This is a genomic window from Pseudomonas sp. FG29, from assembly GCF_057809355.1.
In genome coordinates, this window is record NZ_JBMDJU010000016.1 from 77,015 (window position 1) to 95,220 (window position 18,206).

The following is an 18,206-nucleotide window of genomic DNA, read 5'->3' on the forward strand; positions in this document are numbered from 1 at the left end:
GGAACGTTTACGATGAGCCTGCCCGCTCCCACTCCGCTCGTTTTTTGCAGCAACCCTCTAGAAGACGATCTGCCATTCAAAGCCTGGCCCGATCTGTCACTGGAGATCGACGGTCAGCCCGAGCACAACGAAAACCTGCTGAACCTAGCCGGCTATCTCGTTCGTCAGGCACTGGCCGACCAGCAGCCTGAACGCATCAAGCATCCACGCGACGTCGATTCAGCGCTCTATGGCTTACGGGCTCACGTGCAATTGCATTCCGGCGGCTGCTTCAATTTCGCCGAGGCACTCACCGAGCAGGATCAGCCGTCGCCAGAGGTGCAGGTGATCCCGGGGCTATCCATCGGCAGCCTGCTGCTGCTCGCAGAGGGCTCCGCCCGTGCCGGAATCGAAGCACTACATCGCCACCTGAAACCCGTCGATGCGCTGGCCAATGCCTTGAAGCAGGCCCAGCAATCCGAGCTGTCACAACCGGCCAAGCATGTCTGCGCCCTACTGCCAGGTATGACCATCACCCTGTCCCCGCCCTTCGCCGATAGCCAGACCCTGATCTACCCGAGCCGCCTGGAGACCTATCAGCAGGAGCTCAAGCTCGAAGAGCTGGCCGGCCTGCCGCAGCAACGCTGCGAAATCATCCTCGGTGACCAGCCGCTGGAGGAGAGCCAGGCAGCCTATGGCATCGCCTACGAAATTCTCTCGAGCATGCTGCACCTGCTCCGCCACCGTGCGCAGGAGAATGATCGCCCCGATCTGTCCGCGCGCCAGCAGGAATGGGAGCGGGTGCGCCTGGTGATCGGCAGCGGCGTGCACTACAGCGCGCAGTTCATGCTCCACCCCGAAACCTACCGACCTGCCTTCAGTAGCGCGATGCGCGGCCTGAAGCTGGCGGGCACGCAGAGTATCCTGCTGCCGGATCATTTCGACCTGGCGGCCCTGGAACAGATCTGGGACGCCCTGGCGCATCCGGACGCACATATCGAATGGCAACGGATACAAGCGAGCAAGGATAGTGCAGACCGCTCGCTGGTGCTCAATCTGGAAGTGGCCTGCCGACTGGATGTTCTCGCGCCAGGCGAGGACGGACAACTACAAGTGCTGGAAACCCACCGCGACAGCGACTTCATCACTCAGCCAGCCGAACCCACGGTGACGCAGAAGGCGCCAGCCGCTCTGCCGGAGGCCAAGCGCGAGAACGACGCGGAGCACGCCCCCATACCCAGCGCGGCGCAGAGCGAACAGCCAGCGACTAACGCGTACAACGGCCGTATGGCTTCCCGCAAGTCCGGCAGCTACGGCCCGGTGCTACTGGCAGCCGTGGTCGTCGCGACACTGATTGCAGTTCTGCTCAAAGGCTGAACGCGCTAACGCCAGCCTCGGCCCCGCTCCGGGGCTGCTGCGCCGCCTACAATCCCGAGTCAACGCGCTGGTGCCGCTCTGGCACCACTAGAAGAAGACCAAGGTGCCGGCAGCCAAGTCGATCCCCAACAGCCCTTCATCGCCACAACTCGCGCCTTGCAATCAGATAAAGAGGAACCCCGCTGCTCTGGCGGGTCTATAGTTGCTGCCTCTTCATCAATCCGCCAGAGGGAACACCATGAGCAAGACCTACAACGTCGCCGTACTGGTCGGTAGCCTGCGCAAAGCCTCCATCAACCGCAAGCTGGCCCTGGCGCTGGCCGACCTGGCGCCCGCCTCGCTTAACCTGGAAATCGTCGAGATCGGTGATCTGCCGCTGTACAACGAAGACGCCGACGGCGACAGCGCTCCGGCCTCCTACGCGCCGTTTCGCGGCAAGCTCAAGGCAGCCGATGCGGTGCTGTTCGTCACGCCCGAGTACAACCGCTCGATCCCCGGCGCGATGAAGAACGCCATCGACGTTGGTTCGCGTCCTTATGGCCAAAGCGGCTTCAGCGGCAAGCCGGGTGCCGTGCTCAGCGCCTCGCCAGGGGCCATCGGCGGCTTCGGCGCCAACCATCACCTGCGCCAGTGTCTGGTGTTCCTCGACGTGCATGTGCTGCAACAGCCGGAGGCCTACCTCGGCGGCGCTGGCAATTTCTTCGACGAGAACGGCGTACTCAGCGACAGCATCAAGCCCTTCCTGCAGAAGTTCATCGATGCCTATGCGGCATGGGTGGCCAAGCACCTGGGCTAAAGCGGAAGAAAAAACGCCCCGACGGTAGAACGGGGCGCTGCGACAGACTCGCAAAAGGGTGTTCAGGTCATATGGGCGTGAGCACCCGAGAGGTAATCGAGCAGGCGGAACAAGGTGGCGTTGGCCGAGGCGGCATGCGGTGCGCCGTCGCGAATGCTGGCGCTGTCCTGTACCTGGCCGGGTAGGCGCAAGTCGGCAGCGGCATGCTGCAAGCGTTCATCCAGGCTCGGCGCGTCCGCCTCCAGCTGGCACAGCAAACCGATGGCCCGCTCCTGCCAGACGAAACCCTGCAAGGCCGCTGCCGCCGAGCCGTACAAGCCGATGGCACCATGCGGCAGGCTGCAGTGCTCACGCTGCCAGTGCAGCGCCAGCAGACGTTGCGGCAGCATGCGCCCAACGGGCGACTGGCGTGATTGCGGATCCTTCTCCAGTTGCCACCACCCGATTCGCGCCGCCTGCGGATCAGCCGCGATACGCGCACCGAGGGCCTCGGCCAGGAGCAAGGCGCCCAGCCCGCTGCCGAACACCCGTTTGCGCGCCATCAGGGCCTGGTGGATCAGGCGTTTTTCGGCGGCCATCCAGGCGTGCTGGCGCTCGTCATGCACGCTCAGCGAGCCGTCGAGTAACAACAGCAGGTCGAAATCCTCCAGGCTCGGCAAGGGCGCACCAGCGTGTAGTGAATGCCGGCTGACCATATGGTCGCCAAGCCAGTGCTCCAGCGCCGCCGGGCCAACGCCGGCACTGTGCTCGATCAGGGCGATACGCATCAGGCCACCTCCTCGCACTGCCGCTCGGCTCGCTGCAATGCTCGGCCCAGGCGGCGCAGCATTTCCTCGACGTTGCCATGGCTGACCGTCAGCGCTGGCGACAGGCGCAGGCAGTCGCGACGGGCAATGCCGAGCAGCAGGCCCTGTTCGCGGGCGGCACGCTGGACGGCAAGTGCTGAAGGCCCGCTCAGGGGCAGACCCAGCAGCAAACCATGACCGCGCAGCGAGCCATGCCCGTGCCGCCGTGACAGCTGTGCCAGCCCCTCACGCAGGTGCTCGGCCACCTCGCGAATCTGGCCGAAGAAGCTGCCGTCGAGTACGGCGCCGAGCACAGCGACACCGGCCACGGTCAGCAGCGCTTCGGCCGGGCAGGCCGGCAGCCAGTCCCCCGCCTCATCGGCGATGCGCCCACGCGCCAGCACGGCGGCCAGGGGCAGGCCGCCGCCAAGCGCGCAGCCGAGGGTCAATAGGTCGGCGCGCACGCCGTACAGTTCCTCGGCTAGCAGCGCGCCACAACGTCCCATGCCGCTGCCCGTCTCGTCGAGGATCAATACGGCGCCCTGCTCGCGGCAGAGCCGCTGCGCGCCTTGCAGGTATTCCAGTGTCGCCGGCACCACGCCGGCGCTCAGTTGCACCGGTTCGATCAACACGGCGGCGCAACGCAGGTCGACCACGGCGGCCAGCGCCTCGAGATCGTTGAATGGCACGCGGATGACTCGCGTCGCCCCGAGGTGCAGCGGCAGGGCAAGGTGGCTGCCGTCGAGCAGCACCAGGGTGTCCGCCGCTGGCTTCTGCTCCGCCGCCGCCAACAGGGCCAGGCGAACCGCCAGCGCATTGGCCTGCGCGGCATCGCTGCAGAATGCGGCGCGCTCGCTGCCGGTGGCCTGGCACAGGCGCGCAGCCAGCTTGAGCTGCCCCCGTGTGCACTGCTCCTGCCCCGGGCTGATCAGCAGCTCGGACTGGCGGCGCAGGGCATCGAGCAGCAAGGTCGGGCTGTGGCCCAGGCTGTTGCCACCCTGGCCCTGGTCGAAATCGAGATAGGCGCGGCCCTCGGCGTCCCACAGCCAGGAGCCCTGCCCACGTACGAACAACGACGCCGCACGCTCGCCCATCAGGTGCAGGCGTCCCATAGCCTCACGCATAACGACGCCCCGCTTGGCCCACCACACCCTCCAGCGGCACGCCGAGCAGGCGCGCCGACCAATCCTCCACGCGCCCGCTTCGCAGACGCTGCGCGGCGATCTCACGCCAGCGAGCCGACAGCGCCGGGCACAGTTGCAGTTGCTGCAGGCCGGCCCGCTCCAGCGGCGTGTGATAGAAGTGCTGTAGCGCCCGCGCCACGCTCAGGCTCGGGTAGCTGCGCTGCACCAGTTCGAACGGCATATCGACGCTGACGAAACCCGGCTTGAGCACCCGGTAGAACCAGCCACAGCGGCCGCTGTCCTGCACCACCTGCGCCAGCTCGGGATGCAGGCCGTCACGATTCAGGCGATAGCACGGCGAACGCGGCTGACTGACCTGCAACAGCACGTCGCCCCAGCGAAACACATCACCGATGCACACCTGCACCTCGGTCAGCCCCAGGCTGGAAAGGTTCTCGCCGAAGCTCGGCCGGGCCCAGTCCAGCTGCGGATAGCGCGCTTGCCAGTGACCATAGTGCTCGGCCGGGTAGTGATGCAGGGCGCGTTCGGGGCCGCCATGAAAGCGGGCATCGCCCTGCTCGTCCTGGCCGAGCCCCTGCGGCCACAGCCACAGGCGGTGATCGACCCGCTGCTTGTGACGCGCCACACTGAGGCCACCGCCGATCTCTTCGGCTTTGCCTATGAATATGCCCTGCACCTCGACCTGCTTCACCGACCGCTCCGGCCTTATCGGCTGTTGATCATGGCGCTAGACTAGGGAGCATCAGGTCATTTTTACATTTCGATTTCCCTGCTTGATTCATAACCAGAACTTATGGATTTTCGTCAGCTTCGCTACTTCGTCGCGCTCTACGAGGAAGGCCATGTCGGCCGCGCTGCCGAGCGCCTGAGCATTTCCCAACCGGCGCTGTCGCAGCAGATCCGCCAGCTGGAGGGCGAGCTGGATGTTGGCCTGTTCCAGCGCAGTGGCCGGCGCCTGCTGCCCACCCTGGCCGCGCACACGCTGTACAACCACGCCCTGCCGCTGCTCGACGGCATGGAGCGCGCGCGCGAGGCGCTGCGCAGTTTCCGTGGGCCGGGGCCGCGCAGCCTGTCCATCGGCGTGCTGCAGACGGTCAACGCCAGCCTGGTGCCGCTGTTGCTGGAACGCCTGCAGCAGGCGCAGCCGCAGTTGGTAGTCAAACTCTACGAACTGTCGGCCGTGGACATCGAGCGACGCCTGCTCAGCGGCGGCCTGGATATCGGCATCGGCTTCCTGCCGCCGCGCCAGCCCGGTTTGCACAGCCTGGCGCTGTACGAGGACGAGTTGCAGTTGGTGGTACCGGAGAATCATCCTCTGCGAGAGTTCCGCAAGGTGTCGCTGAGCCAGGCCGCGGAGCTGCCGATGCTGTTGCTCGGCGAGGAGTTCCGCATCCGCCAGATCTGGCAGGAGCAGCTCGCCCTGCTCGGTCGCAGGCCGCAGGTGCAGGCCGAGCTGAACCACATGAACGGCATCCTCGACAGCCTGCCGCACACCACCCTGGCCAGCGTGCTGCCCGGCCGCGCCCGGCAGATGCATGCTCACCGAGGGCTGCTCTGGAAGCCCCTGAGCGAGCCGCGCATCCCGTTGCAGGTTGGCCTGGTCTACCGCGACGCGCAGCGCCAGCAGGCGATGATCGATCTGCTGCGCACGGCGCTCGACGGCGCCTGGGACACGCCCTGAGCCGGGTTCGCATTGCCGATATGGCGTGATCCACGGCCTGAATGACACTGGCCGCTAGACCGATCGGTCTACATACTCCAGGCCATGACCAAGACCACACGTGACATCCTGATCGACGCCATGATCGACGCCCTGCAGCGCAAGGGCCTGCATGGTGTCGGCCTGAGCGAACTGCTGACCAGCGCCGGTGTGCCGAAGGGCAGCCTTTATCACCACTTTCCCGGCGGCAAGAACGAGCTGGCCATCGCCGCCATCGAGCGTGTCGGCCAGCGTGCCGAGCAGGCGTTCGCCACGCTCTTCGAGCGCCAGGCCGATCCGCTCGATGCCCTTACCACCTGGCTGCAGCAGGCCCTTGGCCAATTGCAGGCCAGCGCGTTCGAGCGGGGTTGCCCGCTGGCCACCGTCGCCCTGGAAAGCGGCCCGGACGATCACGCCATTCGCGCCGCCCTGGCCAATGCCTTCATCGCCATTCGCCAGGCGCTGCAGCAGCAATTGCAGCGGCATGGTTATCCACAGCCGCAGGGCCTGGCCGCGCTGTTCGTCGCGCTCTACGAAGGCGGCCTGTTGCAGGCACGCGTCGCGGGTAGCAGCGAGCCGCTGAAGGAAGCCGTGACCACCCTGCTCCACCTCATCCGCCAGCACCGCACGGAGTCCATGCCAGCATGAATGCGCCGATCCGCAGTGAAACCCTGCCCCTGCTCGCCCTCGACGACTACACCTTGGCCGCCACGCGCTATTACGCCGAACAGCCTCGAGCGCAATTGCTGATTGCCGGCGCCACCGGCGTGCCGCAGGGTTTCTACCGACGCTTCGCCGAGCATGCGGCCAGCCGTGGTTTCAACGCCCTGACCCTGGACTATCGCGGTATCGGCCAGTCCAGGCCGGCCAGCCTGCGCGGCTTCGAGATGGAGTATCTGGACTGGGCTCACCTCGACCTGGCTGCCGCAGTGGATCAGCACCGGCATGCCGAGCGGCCGTTGTTCATGGTCGGTCATTCGTTCGGCGGCCATGCGTTCGGCCTGCTGCCCAACCATGATCAGGTCGCCGGTTTCTATACCTTTGGCACCGGCGCCGGCTGGCATGGCTGGATGCCGAAGAGCGAACAACTGCGTGTACTGGCCATGTGGCGCGTGATCGGCCCGCTGATGACGCGCTACAAGGGCTACCTGGCCTGGAGCAAGCTGGGCATGGGCGAGGATCTGCCACTGGGCGTCTACCGCCAGTGGAAGCGCTGGTGCCGCTTCCCCCGCTACTTCTTCGACGACCCGCAGATGCCGGGGCTGGCCGAGCGTTTCGCGCAGGTGCGTACGCCCATCGTGGCGCTCAACGCACTGGATGACCTGTGGGCACCGCCTGCCTCGCGCGATGCCTTCATGGCCGCCTACGTCAACGCGCCGTACCAGGCGCGCACGCTGGATTCGCAGGCAGAAGGCCTGGGCGCTATCGGTCACATGGGTTATTTCCGCCCGGCGGCGCGGGGCCTGTGGGACGAGACGCTGGATTGGTTCGAACAGCGCATGGCTGGACGGGCTGCGGCCTGATGATTATCGGGCGCAGAAAAAAGAAAACCCCGCGTTAGCGGGGTTCGCAGACTGTTGTCCTGACATCCTTGATCTGCTCACCGTCCTGGTGGCTGTCCAGTGTGTCCCTTTTCGTCGATGCGCTTCCTGCACTGAATCCATGGACGGCAGAGTACGCCCGTACCGCATTGCCCGAAAGCGGCGATCATCGCGACAGCTTGTAAGCCATGGCTTACAAAACGACAAACCACGATCCGGTCACTGTTGCCGTGTGAAACGGCTCACTCGATGCCTGCCGCCCTATCTGCGCTTGTGCAACGACCGCAGCTTGTAGCGCTCGCCAGGGTGGATCAGCCGTGCGTAGCTGATCAGGTGATCGCCAGACCAGGTACGGCGGATCACGCTCAGGCAGGGCATGGCCGGATCGATCTGCAGATGCTCGGCGGTCTGCGCGTCCACCAGCACGGCCTCGACCACATGCTCCACGTCCGACATCGGGCTGCTGGCAACCAGCACCTCGTTGGGCGTGCGCTGGCTGAAGTCGGTTTGCAGGTAATCGGGCACCCAGCGCGGGTTGACGAAACGATCCTCCAACTGGATAGGCAGGCCGTCCTGCAGGTGCACCAGCACGCTGTGGAACACCTCGGTACCCAGGCGCACGCCGAGGCGCAAGGCGACCTCGTCATCAGCGGCAATGGCTTCGCAGCGCAGCACGCGGTTGGCGTAGGCATGGCCGCGCCCGCGCACTTCGCTGGCAATGTTCATCACCTCATGCAGCGGCGATTCGGCCTTGCGGTCGGTGACGAAGGTACCGAGGCCAGCCTGGCGCATCAGGTAGCCCTGTTGCACCAGATTCTGGATCGCCTTGTTGGCGGTCATGCGGCTGACGCCGAAGTCGCGCGCCAGCTGTTCTTCCGGCGGGATCTGGTGATTGACCGGAAACGCGCCGCCCTGGATGCGCTCCAGCAGGAAGGCCTCGATGGCTTTGTAGCGCGGGGTGGTGGTCACGAAAGCTCCTTGGCAAGACCGGGTGCGCGGATGATAGCGCGCGATTCACTCCGTAGGAGCCCCGCCCCGGGACGAAGCGCTGGTGGCCACTCGACACAATGTGCGGCATGCCCACCATTCGCCACGAGGCGCGGCTCCTACAAAGCGCGTAGGACGGGCTCAGGAGCGAAGCGAACAGCCCGCCGGGCCATGCCGAGGTCGGCACCACAACCTGCGCCTAGCACTCAAACGGCGTACTGCTGCGCGAGTACGCCCTACATTCTGCATGGATGCAGGAGGTAGGGCGACGCAGGATGCCAAAGCCGAGCACGCCCTACATTTCTGCGCGACTCACCCCACCGACGGCAACATGCCGGCCGGCAACAACGGCGTCAGCACGCGCTCGGCCAGCAGCGCGTCAGCGGCGGCGATGTCCGGGGCGAAGAAGCGATCTTCGACGTAGTACGGCACCTTGGCGCGCAGCGCCTGGCGGGCCTGTTCCAACGCCGGCGTGCTCTTCAGGCCTTCGCGGAAGTCCAGACCCTGGCAGGCACCCAGCCATTCCACGGCGAGGATGCCACGGGTGTTCTCGGCCATGTCCCACAGGCGTTTGCCGGCGTTCGGCGCCATCGACACGTGGTCTTCCTGGTTGGCCGAGGTGGGCAGGCTGTCGACGCTGTGCGGGTGGGCCAGTGCCTTGTTGTCGCTGGCCAGCGCGGCTGCCGTCACCTGGGCAATCATGAAGCCGGAGTTGACGCCACCATTGGCCACCAGGAATGGCGGCAGTTGCGACATGTGCTTGTCCATCATCAGCGAGATACGCCGCTCGGACAGCGAACCGATTTCAGCGATGGCCAGGGCGATATTGTCGGCGGCCATGGCCACGGGTTCTGCGTGGAAGTTGCCCCCGGAAATCACTTCGCCTTCGGCGGCGAACACCAGCGGGTTGTCCGATACCGCGTTGGCCTCCACGGCCAGCACCTCAGCGGCCTGGCGCAGCTGGGTCAGGCAGGCGCCCATGACCTGCGGCTGGCAGCGCAGCGAGTACGGGTCCTGCACCTTGTCGCAGGCGGCGTGGGAGCTGCCGATCTCGCTGCTGGCGCCGAGCAGATGGCGGAAGGCCGCCGCCGCGTCGATCTGCCCACGCTGGCCACGGGCAGCATGGATACGTGCATCGAACGGCGAGCGCGAACCCAGCAGCGCCTCGACGCTCAGCGCACCGCAGACGCTGGCAGCGGCGTACAGGTCTTCACCCTCGAACAGCCCGCGCAGGGCGTAGGCGGTGGACACCTGAGTGCCGTTGAGCAGGGCCAGGCCTTCCTTGGCAGCCAGGGTCATCGGCTGCAGGCCGGCGATGGCCAGCGCTTCGCTGGCCGGCAGCCACTGGCCCTTGTGGCGTGCCTGGCTTTCGCCGAGCAGCACGAGGGACATATGCGCCAGCGGCGCCAGGTCACCGGACGCGCCGACCGAGCCTTTCAGCGGAATATGCGGGTAGACCTCGGCGTTGACCAGGGCGATCAGCGCGTCGATCACCTGCCGGCGGATGCCGGAGAAGCCGCGCGCCAGGCTGTTGATCTTGAGCAGCATGATCAGGCGCACCATAGCGTCATCCAGCGGCTCGCCGATGCCGGCGGCATGAGACAGCACCAGCGAGCGCTGCAGTTTTTCCAGATCGTCGTTGGCGATGCGGGTCGAGGCCAGCAGGCCGAAACCGGTGTTGATGCCGTAGGCGGTGCGGCCCTCGGCGATGATCTGGTTGACGCAGGCGACACTGGCATCGATGGCCTCGTGGGCGCTGGCGTCCAGGGTCAGGTGCACGGGCGCCTGGTAGGCGGCGCGCAGATCGGCCAGGGTCAGGTGGCCGGGTTTCAGGTTAAGCGTATTCATGGAATCTCTTTCCTCAGCCGATCATCGGCAGGTTCAAACCCTGCTCGCGGGCACAATCGATGGCGATCTGGTAACCGGCGTCGGCGTGACGCATCACCCCGGTGCCCGGGTCGTTGGTCAGCACGCGGGCAATGCGCGCGGCGGCTTCGTCGGTGCCATCGCAGACGATGACCATACCCGAATGCTGGGAGAAGCCCATGCCCACACCGCCACCGTGGTGCAGCGATACCCAGGTGGCGCCGCTGGCGGTGTTGAGCAGAGCATTGAGCAGCGGCCAGTCGGATACGGCATCGGAGCCGTCCTGCATCGCTTCGGTCTCGCGGTTGGGGCTCGACACCGAGCCGCTGTCCAGGTGGTCGCGGCCGATGACGATGGGCGCACTCAGCTCGCCCGAACGCACCATCTCGTTGAACGCCAGGCCGAGCTTGGCACGCAGACCCAGGCCGACCCAGCAGATACGCGCCGGCAGGCCCTGGAAGGCGATACGCTCGCGGGCCATGTCCAGCCAGCGGTGCAGGTGGGCGTCGTCCGGGATCAGTTCCTTGACCTTGGCGTCGGTCTTGTAGATGTCCTCGGGATTGCCGGACAGCGCCGCCCAGCGGAACGGGCCGATGCCACGGCAGAACAGCGGGCGGATGTAGGCCGGGACGAAGCCGGGGAAATCGAAGGCGTTGCTTACGCCCTCTTCCTTGGCCATCTGGCGGATATTGTTGCCGTAGTCGAAGGTCGGCACGCCCATCTTCTGGAAGTCGAGCATGGCCTGCACATGCACGGCCATGGACTGCTTGGCGGCCTTGACCACGCCAGCCGGATCGGTGGCTGCACGATCCTTGTATTCGGCCCAGCTCCAGCCGATCGGCAGGTAGCCGTTGAGCGGGTCGTGGGCGCTGGTCTGGTCGGTGACCATATCCGGGCGCACGCCACGGCGTACCAGTTCCGGCAGGATTTCGGCAGCGTTGCCCAGCAGGGCGACGGAGATGGCCTTACCTTCTGCGCAGTACTTGGCGATGCGCGCCAGGGCGTCGTCCAGATCGGTGGCCTGCTCGTCGACGTAACGGCTGCGCAGGCGGAAGTCGATGCTGCTCTGCTGGCATTCGATGTTCAGCGAGCAAGCGCCAGCCAGGGTGGCAGCCAGCGGCTGGGCACCGCCCATGCCGCCGAGACCGGCGGTGAGCACCCAGCGGCCCTTGAGGTTACCGGCATAGTGCTGGCGACCGGCCTCAACGAAGGTCTCGTAGGTGCCCTGGACGATGCCCTGGCTGCCGATGTAGATCCAGCTGCCAGCGGTCATCTGGCCGTACATGGCCAGGCCCTTGGCGTCGAGCTCGTTGAAGTGTTCCCAGCTCGCCCAGTGCGGTACCAGGTTGGAGTTGGCGATCAGCACACGCGGGGCGTTGCTATGGGTCTTGAACACGCCGACGGGCTTGCCGGACTGCACCAGCAGGGTTTCGTCGTCATTCAGGTTGGTCAGGCTCTCGACGATCTTGTCGTAGCACTCCCAGTTACGCGCGGCGCGGCCGATGCCGCCATAGACCACCAGCTCCTTGGGGTTCTCGGCCACGTCCGGGTCGAGGTTGTTCATCAGCATGCGCAGCGGCGCTTCGGTCAGCCAGCTCTTGGCGGTGAGCGTGGTGCCGCGCGGAGCGCGGATTTCGGTGTCGCGGAACTTGGTCATGTTGCGGGCTCCTGTGGGAACGGGTCAGTGGTGGGCGGTCAGAGCCAACCCAGAAATTGGGCGAGGTAGGCCAGGGGGATGGCCAGCAGCAGGCTGAGCAGGGTGCGCTGCAGCCAGATCAGCAGCAGGTGGCCCAGACTCAGCGGAATTCGCGTGGCCAGCACGCAGGGAATCGAGGCGGAGAGAAACAGCACGCTGCTGACCGAGACGATGGCGGTGACGAACTTCACCAGCACGTCGGCGTCCTTGAGCAGCATCGCCGGCAGGAACATCTCGGCCAGGCCGGCGGAGATGGCGCGGGCTACCTGCATGGGCTCGTCCAGACCGAACAGCCATGTCAGCGGGTAGAGCAACACGCCGAGTGCGTCGAACAGCGGCGTGTACTTGGCAGCGAGTAAGCCGAGCAGGCCGACGGCGAGAATGCTCGGCAGAATCGCTGCGGTCATACGCAGGCCATCGACGAAGGTTTCACGCAGTGCCGACCACAGCGACGGCGCATTGCTGGCCTGCTCCATCCCGGCGCGCCAGGCACTGCCCAGGCGGCTTTCGCCGGTTTGCAGTTGCGCCTCGGGCGTGGACTCGGACGGCAGCCGTGACAGCGGATAGATGCGCGCGCTGATCGCGGTGACGGCGAAGGTCACCGCCATGGCGCCCCAGAAATACAGGTTCCACTGCCCCATCAGGCCCAGGGTCTTGGCGATGATCACCATGAACGGTGCCGACACGGTGGAGAAGCCGGTAGCGATGATCGCTGCCTCACGCACGTTGTAGTGCCCCTGTTGGTACATGCGGTCGGTGATCAGCAGGCCCACCGAATAGCTGCCGACGAAGGACGCCACGGCATCGATGGCCGACTTGCCCGGCGTGCGCCAGATCGGTCGCATCACCGGCTGCATCATCACGCCGATCAGCTCCAGCAGGCCGAAGCCGATCAGGAACACCAGGGCCAGCGAACCCAGCGGTACGATCAGCGCCAGGCTGAGTACCAGCTTGTCGAACAAAAATGGCAGCATGCCCGGCTGGTACAGCGCCTCTGGGCCGAGCTGCAGCAGGTAGGCGACGCCGATCAGCAGCCCGAACACCTTGAGCACGCTGAATACGCTGTGGGTCAGGCTGCGCCGCCAACTGCCGTCGAGCCAGGGCGCCAGCGCGCCGTAGAGCATGAACAGCAGCGCCACGCCGATCACCAGTGGCCGCGCATGCAGTTGCAGGGCGCTGGCCGCGTGGTCGAGGAGGATGGTCGAACGCCCGGCGATCTCGAACGGCACGAAGAACAGCAGCAGGCCGATCAGGCTGTAGCCCAGCAGGCGCGCCAGGGCGCGTGGGCGCGATACGCCGGCGCTCAGGGACAGGGACTCAGACATGGCGCGGCTCCTGGTCGCGGCGGGCGGTGCTAGGCATCGGAGTTTCCTCGTAGTTGTTGTTGTGCGGGAAAGCGTCGGGCTCAGAGGCTGAGCAGATGAATCAGCCGCGCCGCCACCTTGGCGGTGCGGTTGTCGATGTCGTATTCGGGGTTGAGCTCGGCCAGGTCGGCCAGGCGCAGCTTGCCGCTGGCCTTGAGCCGTTCGAGCAGCGGCTCCAGCAGTTCCAGGCGCACGCCGCGGGCGGCCGGCGCGCTGACGCCCGGCGCTTCGCAGGCCGGCAGCACGTCGATGTCGATGGTCAGGTAGAGCGCGTCGCACTCGGCGGTGAAGGCGTCCAGCTCGGCGCCGATGGCATCGAGGGTCGACTCGCGAATCTCATGATCCTCGCGCACCAGCACGTTCAGCTCGGTGGCGCGGGCAAACAGCGCGCGGGTGTTGCTGGCGCGGCTGACGCCGAGGCAGGCGTAGCGGAACGGCCAGCCGCGTGCGGCGCACTGCTCGGCGATCTGCGCGAAGGGCGTGCCGGAGGAATGCACATGGGCCGGGTCGCGCAGGTCGAAATGGGCATCGAAATTGACGATGCCAATACGTGGAGCAGCTTGGCCGCTCAGGTGCTCGGCCAGGCCCGACCAACTGCCGAACGCCACTTCGTGACCGCCGCCAATCACCAGCGGCAGATGGCCGGCGTCCAGCAGTGCGCAGACGTTTTGGCCGAGGCGCGCCTGCGCAGCTTCCAGGTCGCCGTCCTCGCAGGTTACGTCACCGGCGTCATAGGCCGGAGCCTGACGATGCCAGGCCAGGTTGGCCAGGGCCTTGCGCACGCTTTGCGGCGCAGCGGCGGCGCCGACACGGCCATGGTTGCGGCGCACACCTTCGTCGCAGGCAAAACCCAGCAGCGCCAGGCCCGGCTGGCAGTCTTCTGTAAGCGAGCGAATGCGCTGGTGCCAGCGCGCGCTGTCGGTTTCCGGGTCGGTACGACCGCTCCAGGCGGCCATCGAGTGACGATCAGCGAGCATAGGTAATGGCCTCTTTTTCGTAGCTGATGGCTCCATTGAACACGCGCTGACGCAGGCGCCCGGCCTGCACCGCGTAGGCCAGTTCGGCCGGTTGCTGGATATCCCACAGGCACAGATCCGCCGGCGCGCCGACGGCGATACGACCGAGCTCGGGCAGACCGAGCGCGCGGGCGCCATGGGCGGTCATGCCGGCCAGGGCTTCGCGCGGGGTCAGGCGGAACAGGGTGCAGGCCAGATTGGCCATCAGCGTTGGCATGCAGATCGGCGAGGTGCCGGGGTTGGCGTCGCTGGCCACGGCCATCGGCACTTTGTACTGACGCAGCAGCTCGATGGGCGGCAACTGGGTTTCGCGCAGCACGTGGAAGGCGCCGGGCAGCAGCACGGCCACCGTGCCCGCCTCGGCCATGGCGCGCACACCGGCTTCATCCAAGTATTCGATATGGTCGGCGGACAGCGCGCCATAGCGTGCGGCCAGGGCACTGCCGCCCAGGTTGGACAGTTGCTCGGCATGCGCCTTGATCGCCAGGCCATGGGCCTGGGCTGCCTGATAGATGCGTTCGCACTGCGCTGGGGAAAAGCCGATGCCTTCGCAGAACACGTCCACCGCATCGGCCAGCCCTTCACGAGCAGCAGCCGGGATCATCTCCTCGCAGACCAGGCTTACGTAATCATCGGCGCGGCCAGCATATTCCGGCGGCAGGGCATGGGCACCGAGCAGCGTGGTGAGCACCCGCACCGGGCGCAGTTCGCCGAGGCGACGAGCCACGCGCAGCATCTTCAGTTCGTCGGCGACGGTCAGGCCATAGCCGGACTTGATCTCCAGCGTGGTCACGCCATCGGCCAGCAGCGCATCGAGACGCGGCAGGCTGGCGGCGATCAGCTCGTCTTCGCTGGCCGCACGGGTGGCGCGCACACTGCTGAGAATGCCACCGCCGTTGCGGGCGATGGTTTCGTAGCTGACGCCTTCCAGGCGCTGCTCGAATTCACCGGCACGATCACCGGCGTACACCAGGTGGGTGTGGCAATCGACCAGTCCCGGAGTCATCACGCCGCCACGCCCGGCTTCGACTGCGCCTTGCGCCAGGGTCTCATCGAAGGTGCGCGACGGCCACAGGCCGGCAATGCAACCGTCTTCGACCAGCACGTTCATCGCCTCGTCCAACTGCGCCAGGCCATCGAAGACCTGCACATCGCGCCATAGCTGTTTTGAGGTGGATTGCATCGGCATGGGATTCTCCCGGCTCAATTTGTATATACAATATGAGCGGATCGAATCGGCGTCAAGCCGTGAACACCCGTCAGATCCAATGATAAAGACCCTTATCGAAACACCAGCTGTCTATGCATAAAGCCTATCAGCCCACTGAAGCCTCTATCAAAAGCTACGGATAGCCGCGCCGTGATCTAAACCGTTCGCCGCATCACCCATTATGTATATACATTTGGAGAGCCTATGCCTTTTAGCCTGCTCGATCCCACACTGGCCCTTGCCATGCCCTGGAAGAACGGCGGCGGTACGACGCTGCAGCTGGCCATCTCGCCAGCGAACGCGGGCCTGGAAGATTTCGCCTGGCGCATCAGCAGCGCTAAGGTGGCGGTGGACGGTGCCTTTTCCAGCTTCCCAGGTATTGACCGCAGCCTGGCAGTGCTCGCCGGCAACGGCTTGTGCCTGCAACGAGAGGATGGCCGGAGCGAAACGTTGTACAGCGGTGGTGCCATAGCGGCTTTTGCAGGCGAAGAGGCCATCGACGCGCAATTGCTGGGCGGCCCGATCACCGACCTGAATCTGATGACCCGACGAGGCCTCTGGACGCATCAGGTGCAGTTGCTGAAATGGCAGGGAAGCCGAAGGCTGGAGAACGATGCGGCGGTGATGCTGCTGTGGAATGCGGATCAGAGCGCAGTCGACGTGAATGCTGGCGGCGCGATGCACCATTTAGCGGCGGGCAATGGCCTGCTGATCGAGAACGAACCCGGCCAATTGCACCTGCACGCACAACACCCCGCCCTGCTCTACGTGGCCTGGCTGAACCCGTTCGCACGCTGAAATAAAAAGCCCCGGCGCGCGGGCCGGGGCTCATTTGTGCGCGGCAGCGTGATCAGAACTGCGCAGCGTCCAGCAGGTAGAGCGACTCGCTACCGGCCTTGACCGATGCGCTCAGCGAGTGAATACGCGGCAGCAGGCGAGCGAAGTAGAAACGCGCAGTGCCCAGCTTGCTGGCGTAGAACTCTTCCTGCGCTTCCTTGCCCAGCGCGGCACGCGCCATGAGCGCCCACATGTAGGCATAGGCGGTGTAGCCGAAGGCCTGCAGATACTCGACCGAAGCGGCGCCGATTTCGTTGGGATTACGCTTGGCGTTATCCAGCACCCAGGCCGTCAGGGCGTCGAGGTTCTCCACGGCAGCCGCCAGCGGCTGGGTGAACTCGGCCAGCGAGGCATCGGCCGAGGCGACGAAGGCTTTGATCTCGTCGGCGAAGTGCTTGTAGTAGCTGCCGCCGCTGCCAACGATCTTGCGCCCGACCAGATCCAGCGACTGAATACCGTTGGTGCCTTCGTAGATCTGGGTAATGCGACAATCCCGGACAAGCTGCTCCTGACCCCACTCGCGGATGAAACCGTGGCCGCCGAAGATCTGCTGGCCATGCACGGTGGTTTCCAGCGCCATGTCGGTGAGGAAGGCCTTGGCCACCGGGGTCAGCAGGGCGACCAGTTCGTCGGCGCGCTGGGCGGTGGCCTTGTCCTCGCTGTATTTGGCGGTATCGAGCTGCATGGCGACGTAGCTGGAGAAGGCACGACCGCCCTCGTTCAGCGCCTTCATGGTCAGCAGCATGCGGCGCACGTCCGGATGCACGATGATCGGGTCAGCGGCTTTGTCCTTGGCCACCGGGCCGGTCGGCGCGCGGCTCTGGATACGCTCGCGGGCGTATTCGATGGCGCTCTGGTAGCTGCGCTCACCGAGGGACAGGCCCTGAATGCCAACGCCCAGGCGCTCGTAGTTCATCATGGTGAACATCGCTGCCAGGCCCTTGTTCACTTCGCCGATCAGGTAGCCGGTGGCGCCGTCGAAGTTCATCACGCAGGTGGCCGAGGCCTTGATGCCCATCTTGTGCTCGATGGAGCCGCAACCCAGGGCGTTCTTCTCACCCAGCGAGCCGTCGGCATTGACCATGACCTTCGGCACCAGGAACAGCGAGATGCCTTTCGGCCCCGCCGGTGCGTCCGGCAGCTTGGCCAGCACCAGGTGGATGATGTTCTCGGTCAGGTCGTGCTCACCGCCGGTGATGAAAATCTTGGTGCCGGAAATCTTGTAGCTGCCATCGGCCTGCGGTTCGGCCTTGGTGCGGATGATGCCCAGGTCGGTACCAGCATGCGGCTCGGTCAGGCACATGGAGCCAGCCCAGACGCCGGCGTACATGTTCGGCAGATACTGCTGCTTCAGCTCTTCGCTGGCGTGATTGAGGATCGACAGGCAGGCGCCGGAGGTCAGCATCGGGTACAGGCCGAAGGACAGGCTGGCCGAGTTGACCATCTCCTCGACCTGGGCGCCAATCACCTTGGGCATGCCCATGCCGCCGAACTCCGGCGCGCCACCGACACCGACCCAGCCACCTTCGGCGTAGGTGCGGTAGGCCTCGGGGAAGCCGGCCGGGGTTTTCACCACGCCGCCTTCCCAGGAGCAACCTTCTTCGTCACCGCTGCGGTTCAGCGGGGCGATGCTACCGGCCGTAACCTTGCCGGCTTCTTCGAGAATGGCGTTGGCGGTGTCTTCATCCACCACTTCGGCCAGGGCCGGCAACTCGGCCCACAGCTTGGAGACTTCGAATACTTCATTGAGCACGAAGCGCATGTCGCGCAGGGGGGCTTTGTAATCGGCCATGACACATCCTCGGGAAAACGGACTGACGATAGGAGGTCGAGTTTAATCCAACAACTTTTCAGACACATAGGGTCGTGTTGTGACCATATATCCACATTAAGTTTATAGGTGCCTGA

16 protein-coding genes are annotated in these 18,206 nt (G+C 65.6%); 6 read left to right on the forward strand and 10 right to left on the reverse strand.

Going from position 1 to position 18,206, the window contains the following annotated elements; translation table 11 throughout:
• Positions 1-12 precede the first annotated feature (12 nt).
• Together ACODS1_RS16650 and ACODS1_RS16655 are read left to right on the forward strand one after the other, a co-directional pair.
• Positions 13-1,356 carry a hypothetical protein gene (locus ACODS1_RS16650; RefSeq protein ID WP_489086536.1) on the forward strand — a complete coding sequence of 448 codons (1,344 nt, stop codon included), beginning with the start codon at positions 13-15 and terminating at the stop codon, positions 1,354-1,356.
• A 238-nt stretch (positions 1,357-1,594) separates the two neighbouring features.
• On the forward strand, positions 1,595-2,152 hold the full coding sequence (locus tag ACODS1_RS16655) for an NADPH-dependent FMN reductase (RefSeq protein WP_489086537.1): 558 nt from the start codon (positions 1,595-1,597) through the stop codon (positions 2,150-2,152).
• Between the two features lie 62 nt (positions 2,153-2,214).
• Here ACODS1_RS16655 and ACODS1_RS16660 read toward each other — a convergent pair whose 3' ends face one another.
• From ACODS1_RS16660 to ACODS1_RS16670, 3 genes are read right to left on the reverse strand one after another with little or no spacing between them, the layout of a single operon-like run.
• The gene (locus ACODS1_RS16660) at positions 2,215-2,919 is read right to left on the reverse strand and encodes a type 1 glutamine amidotransferase family protein (protein ID WP_489086538.1); all 705 of its coding nucleotides are present in this window, start codon (positions 2,917-2,919) and stop codon (positions 2,215-2,217) included.
• Positions 2,919-4,061, reverse strand: a complete 1,143-nt coding sequence (locus ACODS1_RS16665; RefSeq protein ID WP_489086539.1) for an aspartate aminotransferase family protein — start codon at positions 4,059-4,061, stop codon at positions 2,919-2,921. Before ACODS1_RS16665 ends, ACODS1_RS16660 begins: the two co-directional genes overlap by 1 nt.
• A complete protein-coding gene (locus ACODS1_RS16670) occupies positions 4,054-4,773 on the reverse strand; it encodes an MOSC domain-containing protein (protein WP_489086540.1) in 720 nt (239 codons plus the stop codon). Before ACODS1_RS16670 ends, ACODS1_RS16665 begins: the two co-directional genes overlap by 8 nt.
• 102 nt (positions 4,774-4,875) lie before the next feature.
• On the opposite strand from ACODS1_RS16670, the gene ACODS1_RS16675 reads away from it, so the two are divergent.
• The 3 genes from ACODS1_RS16675 (at position 4,876) to ACODS1_RS16685 (ending at position 7,304) form a co-directional block, all read left to right on the forward strand.
• Positions 4,876-5,763 (forward strand): LysR family transcriptional regulator, encoded by an 888-nt coding sequence (locus tag ACODS1_RS16675; RefSeq protein ID WP_322978761.1) that lies wholly within the window; start codon positions 4,876-4,878, stop codon positions 5,761-5,763.
• A gap of 84 nt (positions 5,764-5,847) precedes the next feature.
• A complete protein-coding gene (locus ACODS1_RS16680) occupies positions 5,848-6,429 on the forward strand; it encodes a TetR/AcrR family transcriptional regulator (RefSeq protein ID WP_489086541.1) in 582 nt (193 codons plus the stop codon).
• Entirely contained in the window at positions 6,426-7,304 is an 879-nt protein-coding gene (locus tag ACODS1_RS16685) for an alpha/beta hydrolase family protein (RefSeq protein ID WP_489086542.1), read from the forward strand. Before ACODS1_RS16680 ends, ACODS1_RS16685 begins: the two co-directional genes overlap by 4 nt.
• A gap of 279 nt (positions 7,305-7,583) precedes the next feature.
• Here ACODS1_RS16685 and hutC read toward each other — a convergent pair whose 3' ends face one another.
• The 6 genes from hutC to hutI form a co-directional block, all read right to left on the reverse strand.
• A complete protein-coding gene (gene hutC / locus ACODS1_RS16690; RefSeq protein ID WP_489086543.1) occupies positions 7,584-8,291 on the reverse strand; it encodes a histidine utilization transcriptional repressor HutC in 708 nt (235 codons plus the stop codon).
• A gap of 330 nt (positions 8,292-8,621) precedes the next feature.
• On the reverse strand, positions 8,622-10,157 hold the full coding sequence (gene hutH / locus ACODS1_RS16695) for a histidine ammonia-lyase (RefSeq protein WP_489086544.1): 1,536 nt from the start codon (positions 10,155-10,157) through the stop codon (positions 8,622-8,624).
• A gap of 13 nt (positions 10,158-10,170) precedes the next feature.
• Positions 10,171-11,832 (reverse strand): urocanate hydratase, encoded by a 1,662-nt coding sequence (gene hutU / locus ACODS1_RS16700; RefSeq protein ID WP_489086545.1) that lies wholly within the window; start codon positions 11,830-11,832, stop codon positions 10,171-10,173.
• Between the two features lie 38 nt (positions 11,833-11,870).
• Complete coding sequence (locus ACODS1_RS16705; protein ID WP_489086546.1) at positions 11,871-13,196, reverse strand: YjiH family protein; 1,326 nt, start codon at positions 13,194-13,196, stop codon at positions 11,871-11,873.
• A gap of 80 nt (positions 13,197-13,276) precedes the next feature.
• Positions 13,277-14,212 (reverse strand): formimidoylglutamase, encoded by a 936-nt coding sequence (gene hutG, locus ACODS1_RS16710; protein ID WP_489086547.1) that lies wholly within the window; start codon positions 14,210-14,212, stop codon positions 13,277-13,279.
• Positions 14,202-15,440: an imidazolonepropionase gene (gene hutI, locus ACODS1_RS16715; RefSeq protein WP_489086548.1), complete on the reverse strand. Its 1,239-nt coding sequence runs from the start codon at positions 15,438-15,440 to the stop codon at positions 14,202-14,204. The genes hutG and hutI overlap by 11 nt, the downstream gene beginning before the upstream one ends.
• A gap of 225 nt (positions 15,441-15,665) precedes the next feature.
• On the opposite strand from hutI, the gene ACODS1_RS16720 reads away from it, so the two are divergent.
• Positions 15,666-16,259 (forward strand): HutD/Ves family protein, encoded by a 594-nt coding sequence (locus ACODS1_RS16720; protein ID WP_489086549.1) that lies wholly within the window; start codon positions 15,666-15,668, stop codon positions 16,257-16,259.
• A gap of 52 nt (positions 16,260-16,311) precedes the next feature.
• Here the strand turns inward: ACODS1_RS16720 and ACODS1_RS16725 are convergent, their stop codons facing one another.
• Complete coding sequence (locus ACODS1_RS16725; RefSeq protein ID WP_489086550.1) at positions 16,312-18,090, reverse strand: acyl-CoA dehydrogenase C-terminal domain-containing protein; 1,779 nt, start codon at positions 18,088-18,090, stop codon at positions 16,312-16,314.
• Positions 18,091-18,206 lie beyond the last annotated feature (116 nt).

What these genes read in the sequence shown, in the direction of transcription:
- hutI (WP_489086548.1), bottom strand. Translation starts at nt 15,440, where the DNA reads ATGCCGATGCAATCCACCTCAAAACAGCTATGGCGCGATGTGCAGGTC.
- ACODS1_RS16685 (WP_489086542.1), top strand. Translation starts at nt 6,426, where the DNA reads ATGAATGCGCCGATCCGCAGTGAAACCCTGCCCCTGCTCGCCCTCGAC.
- ACODS1_RS16650 (WP_489086536.1), top strand. Translation starts at nt 13, where the DNA reads ATGAGCCTGCCCGCTCCCACTCCGCTCGTTTTTTGCAGCAACCCTCTA.
- ACODS1_RS16655 (WP_489086537.1), top strand. Translation starts at nt 1,595, where the DNA reads ATGAGCAAGACCTACAACGTCGCCGTACTGGTCGGTAGCCTGCGCAAA.
- ACODS1_RS16660 (WP_489086538.1), bottom strand. Translation starts at nt 2,919, where the DNA reads ATGCGTATCGCCCTGATCGAGCACAGTGCCGGCGTTGGCCCGGCGGCG.
- ACODS1_RS16675 (WP_322978761.1), top strand. Translation starts at nt 4,876, where the DNA reads ATGGATTTTCGTCAGCTTCGCTACTTCGTCGCGCTCTACGAGGAAGGC.
- ACODS1_RS16705 (WP_489086546.1), bottom strand. Translation starts at nt 13,196, where the DNA reads ATGTCTGAGTCCCTGTCCCTGAGCGCCGGCGTATCGCGCCCACGCGCC.
- ACODS1_RS16680 (WP_489086541.1), top strand. Translation starts at nt 5,848, where the DNA reads ATGACCAAGACCACACGTGACATCCTGATCGACGCCATGATCGACGCC.
- ACODS1_RS16725 (WP_489086550.1), bottom strand. Translation starts at nt 18,090, where the DNA reads ATGGCCGATTACAAAGCCCCCCTGCGCGACATGCGCTTCGTGCTCAAT.
- ACODS1_RS16720 (WP_489086549.1), top strand. Translation starts at nt 15,666, where the DNA reads ATGCCTTTTAGCCTGCTCGATCCCACACTGGCCCTTGCCATGCCCTGG.
- hutU (WP_489086545.1), bottom strand. Translation starts at nt 11,832, where the DNA reads ATGACCAAGTTCCGCGACACCGAAATCCGCGCTCCGCGCGGCACCACG.
- ACODS1_RS16665 (WP_489086539.1), bottom strand. Translation starts at nt 4,061, where the DNA reads ATGCGTGAGGCTATGGGACGCCTGCACCTGATGGGCGAGCGTGCGGCG.
- hutG (WP_489086547.1), bottom strand. Translation starts at nt 14,212, where the DNA reads ATGCTCGCTGATCGTCACTCGATGGCCGCCTGGAGCGGTCGTACCGAC.
- hutH (WP_489086544.1), bottom strand. Translation starts at nt 10,157, where the DNA reads ATGAATACGCTTAACCTGAAACCCGGCCACCTGACCCTGGCCGATCTG.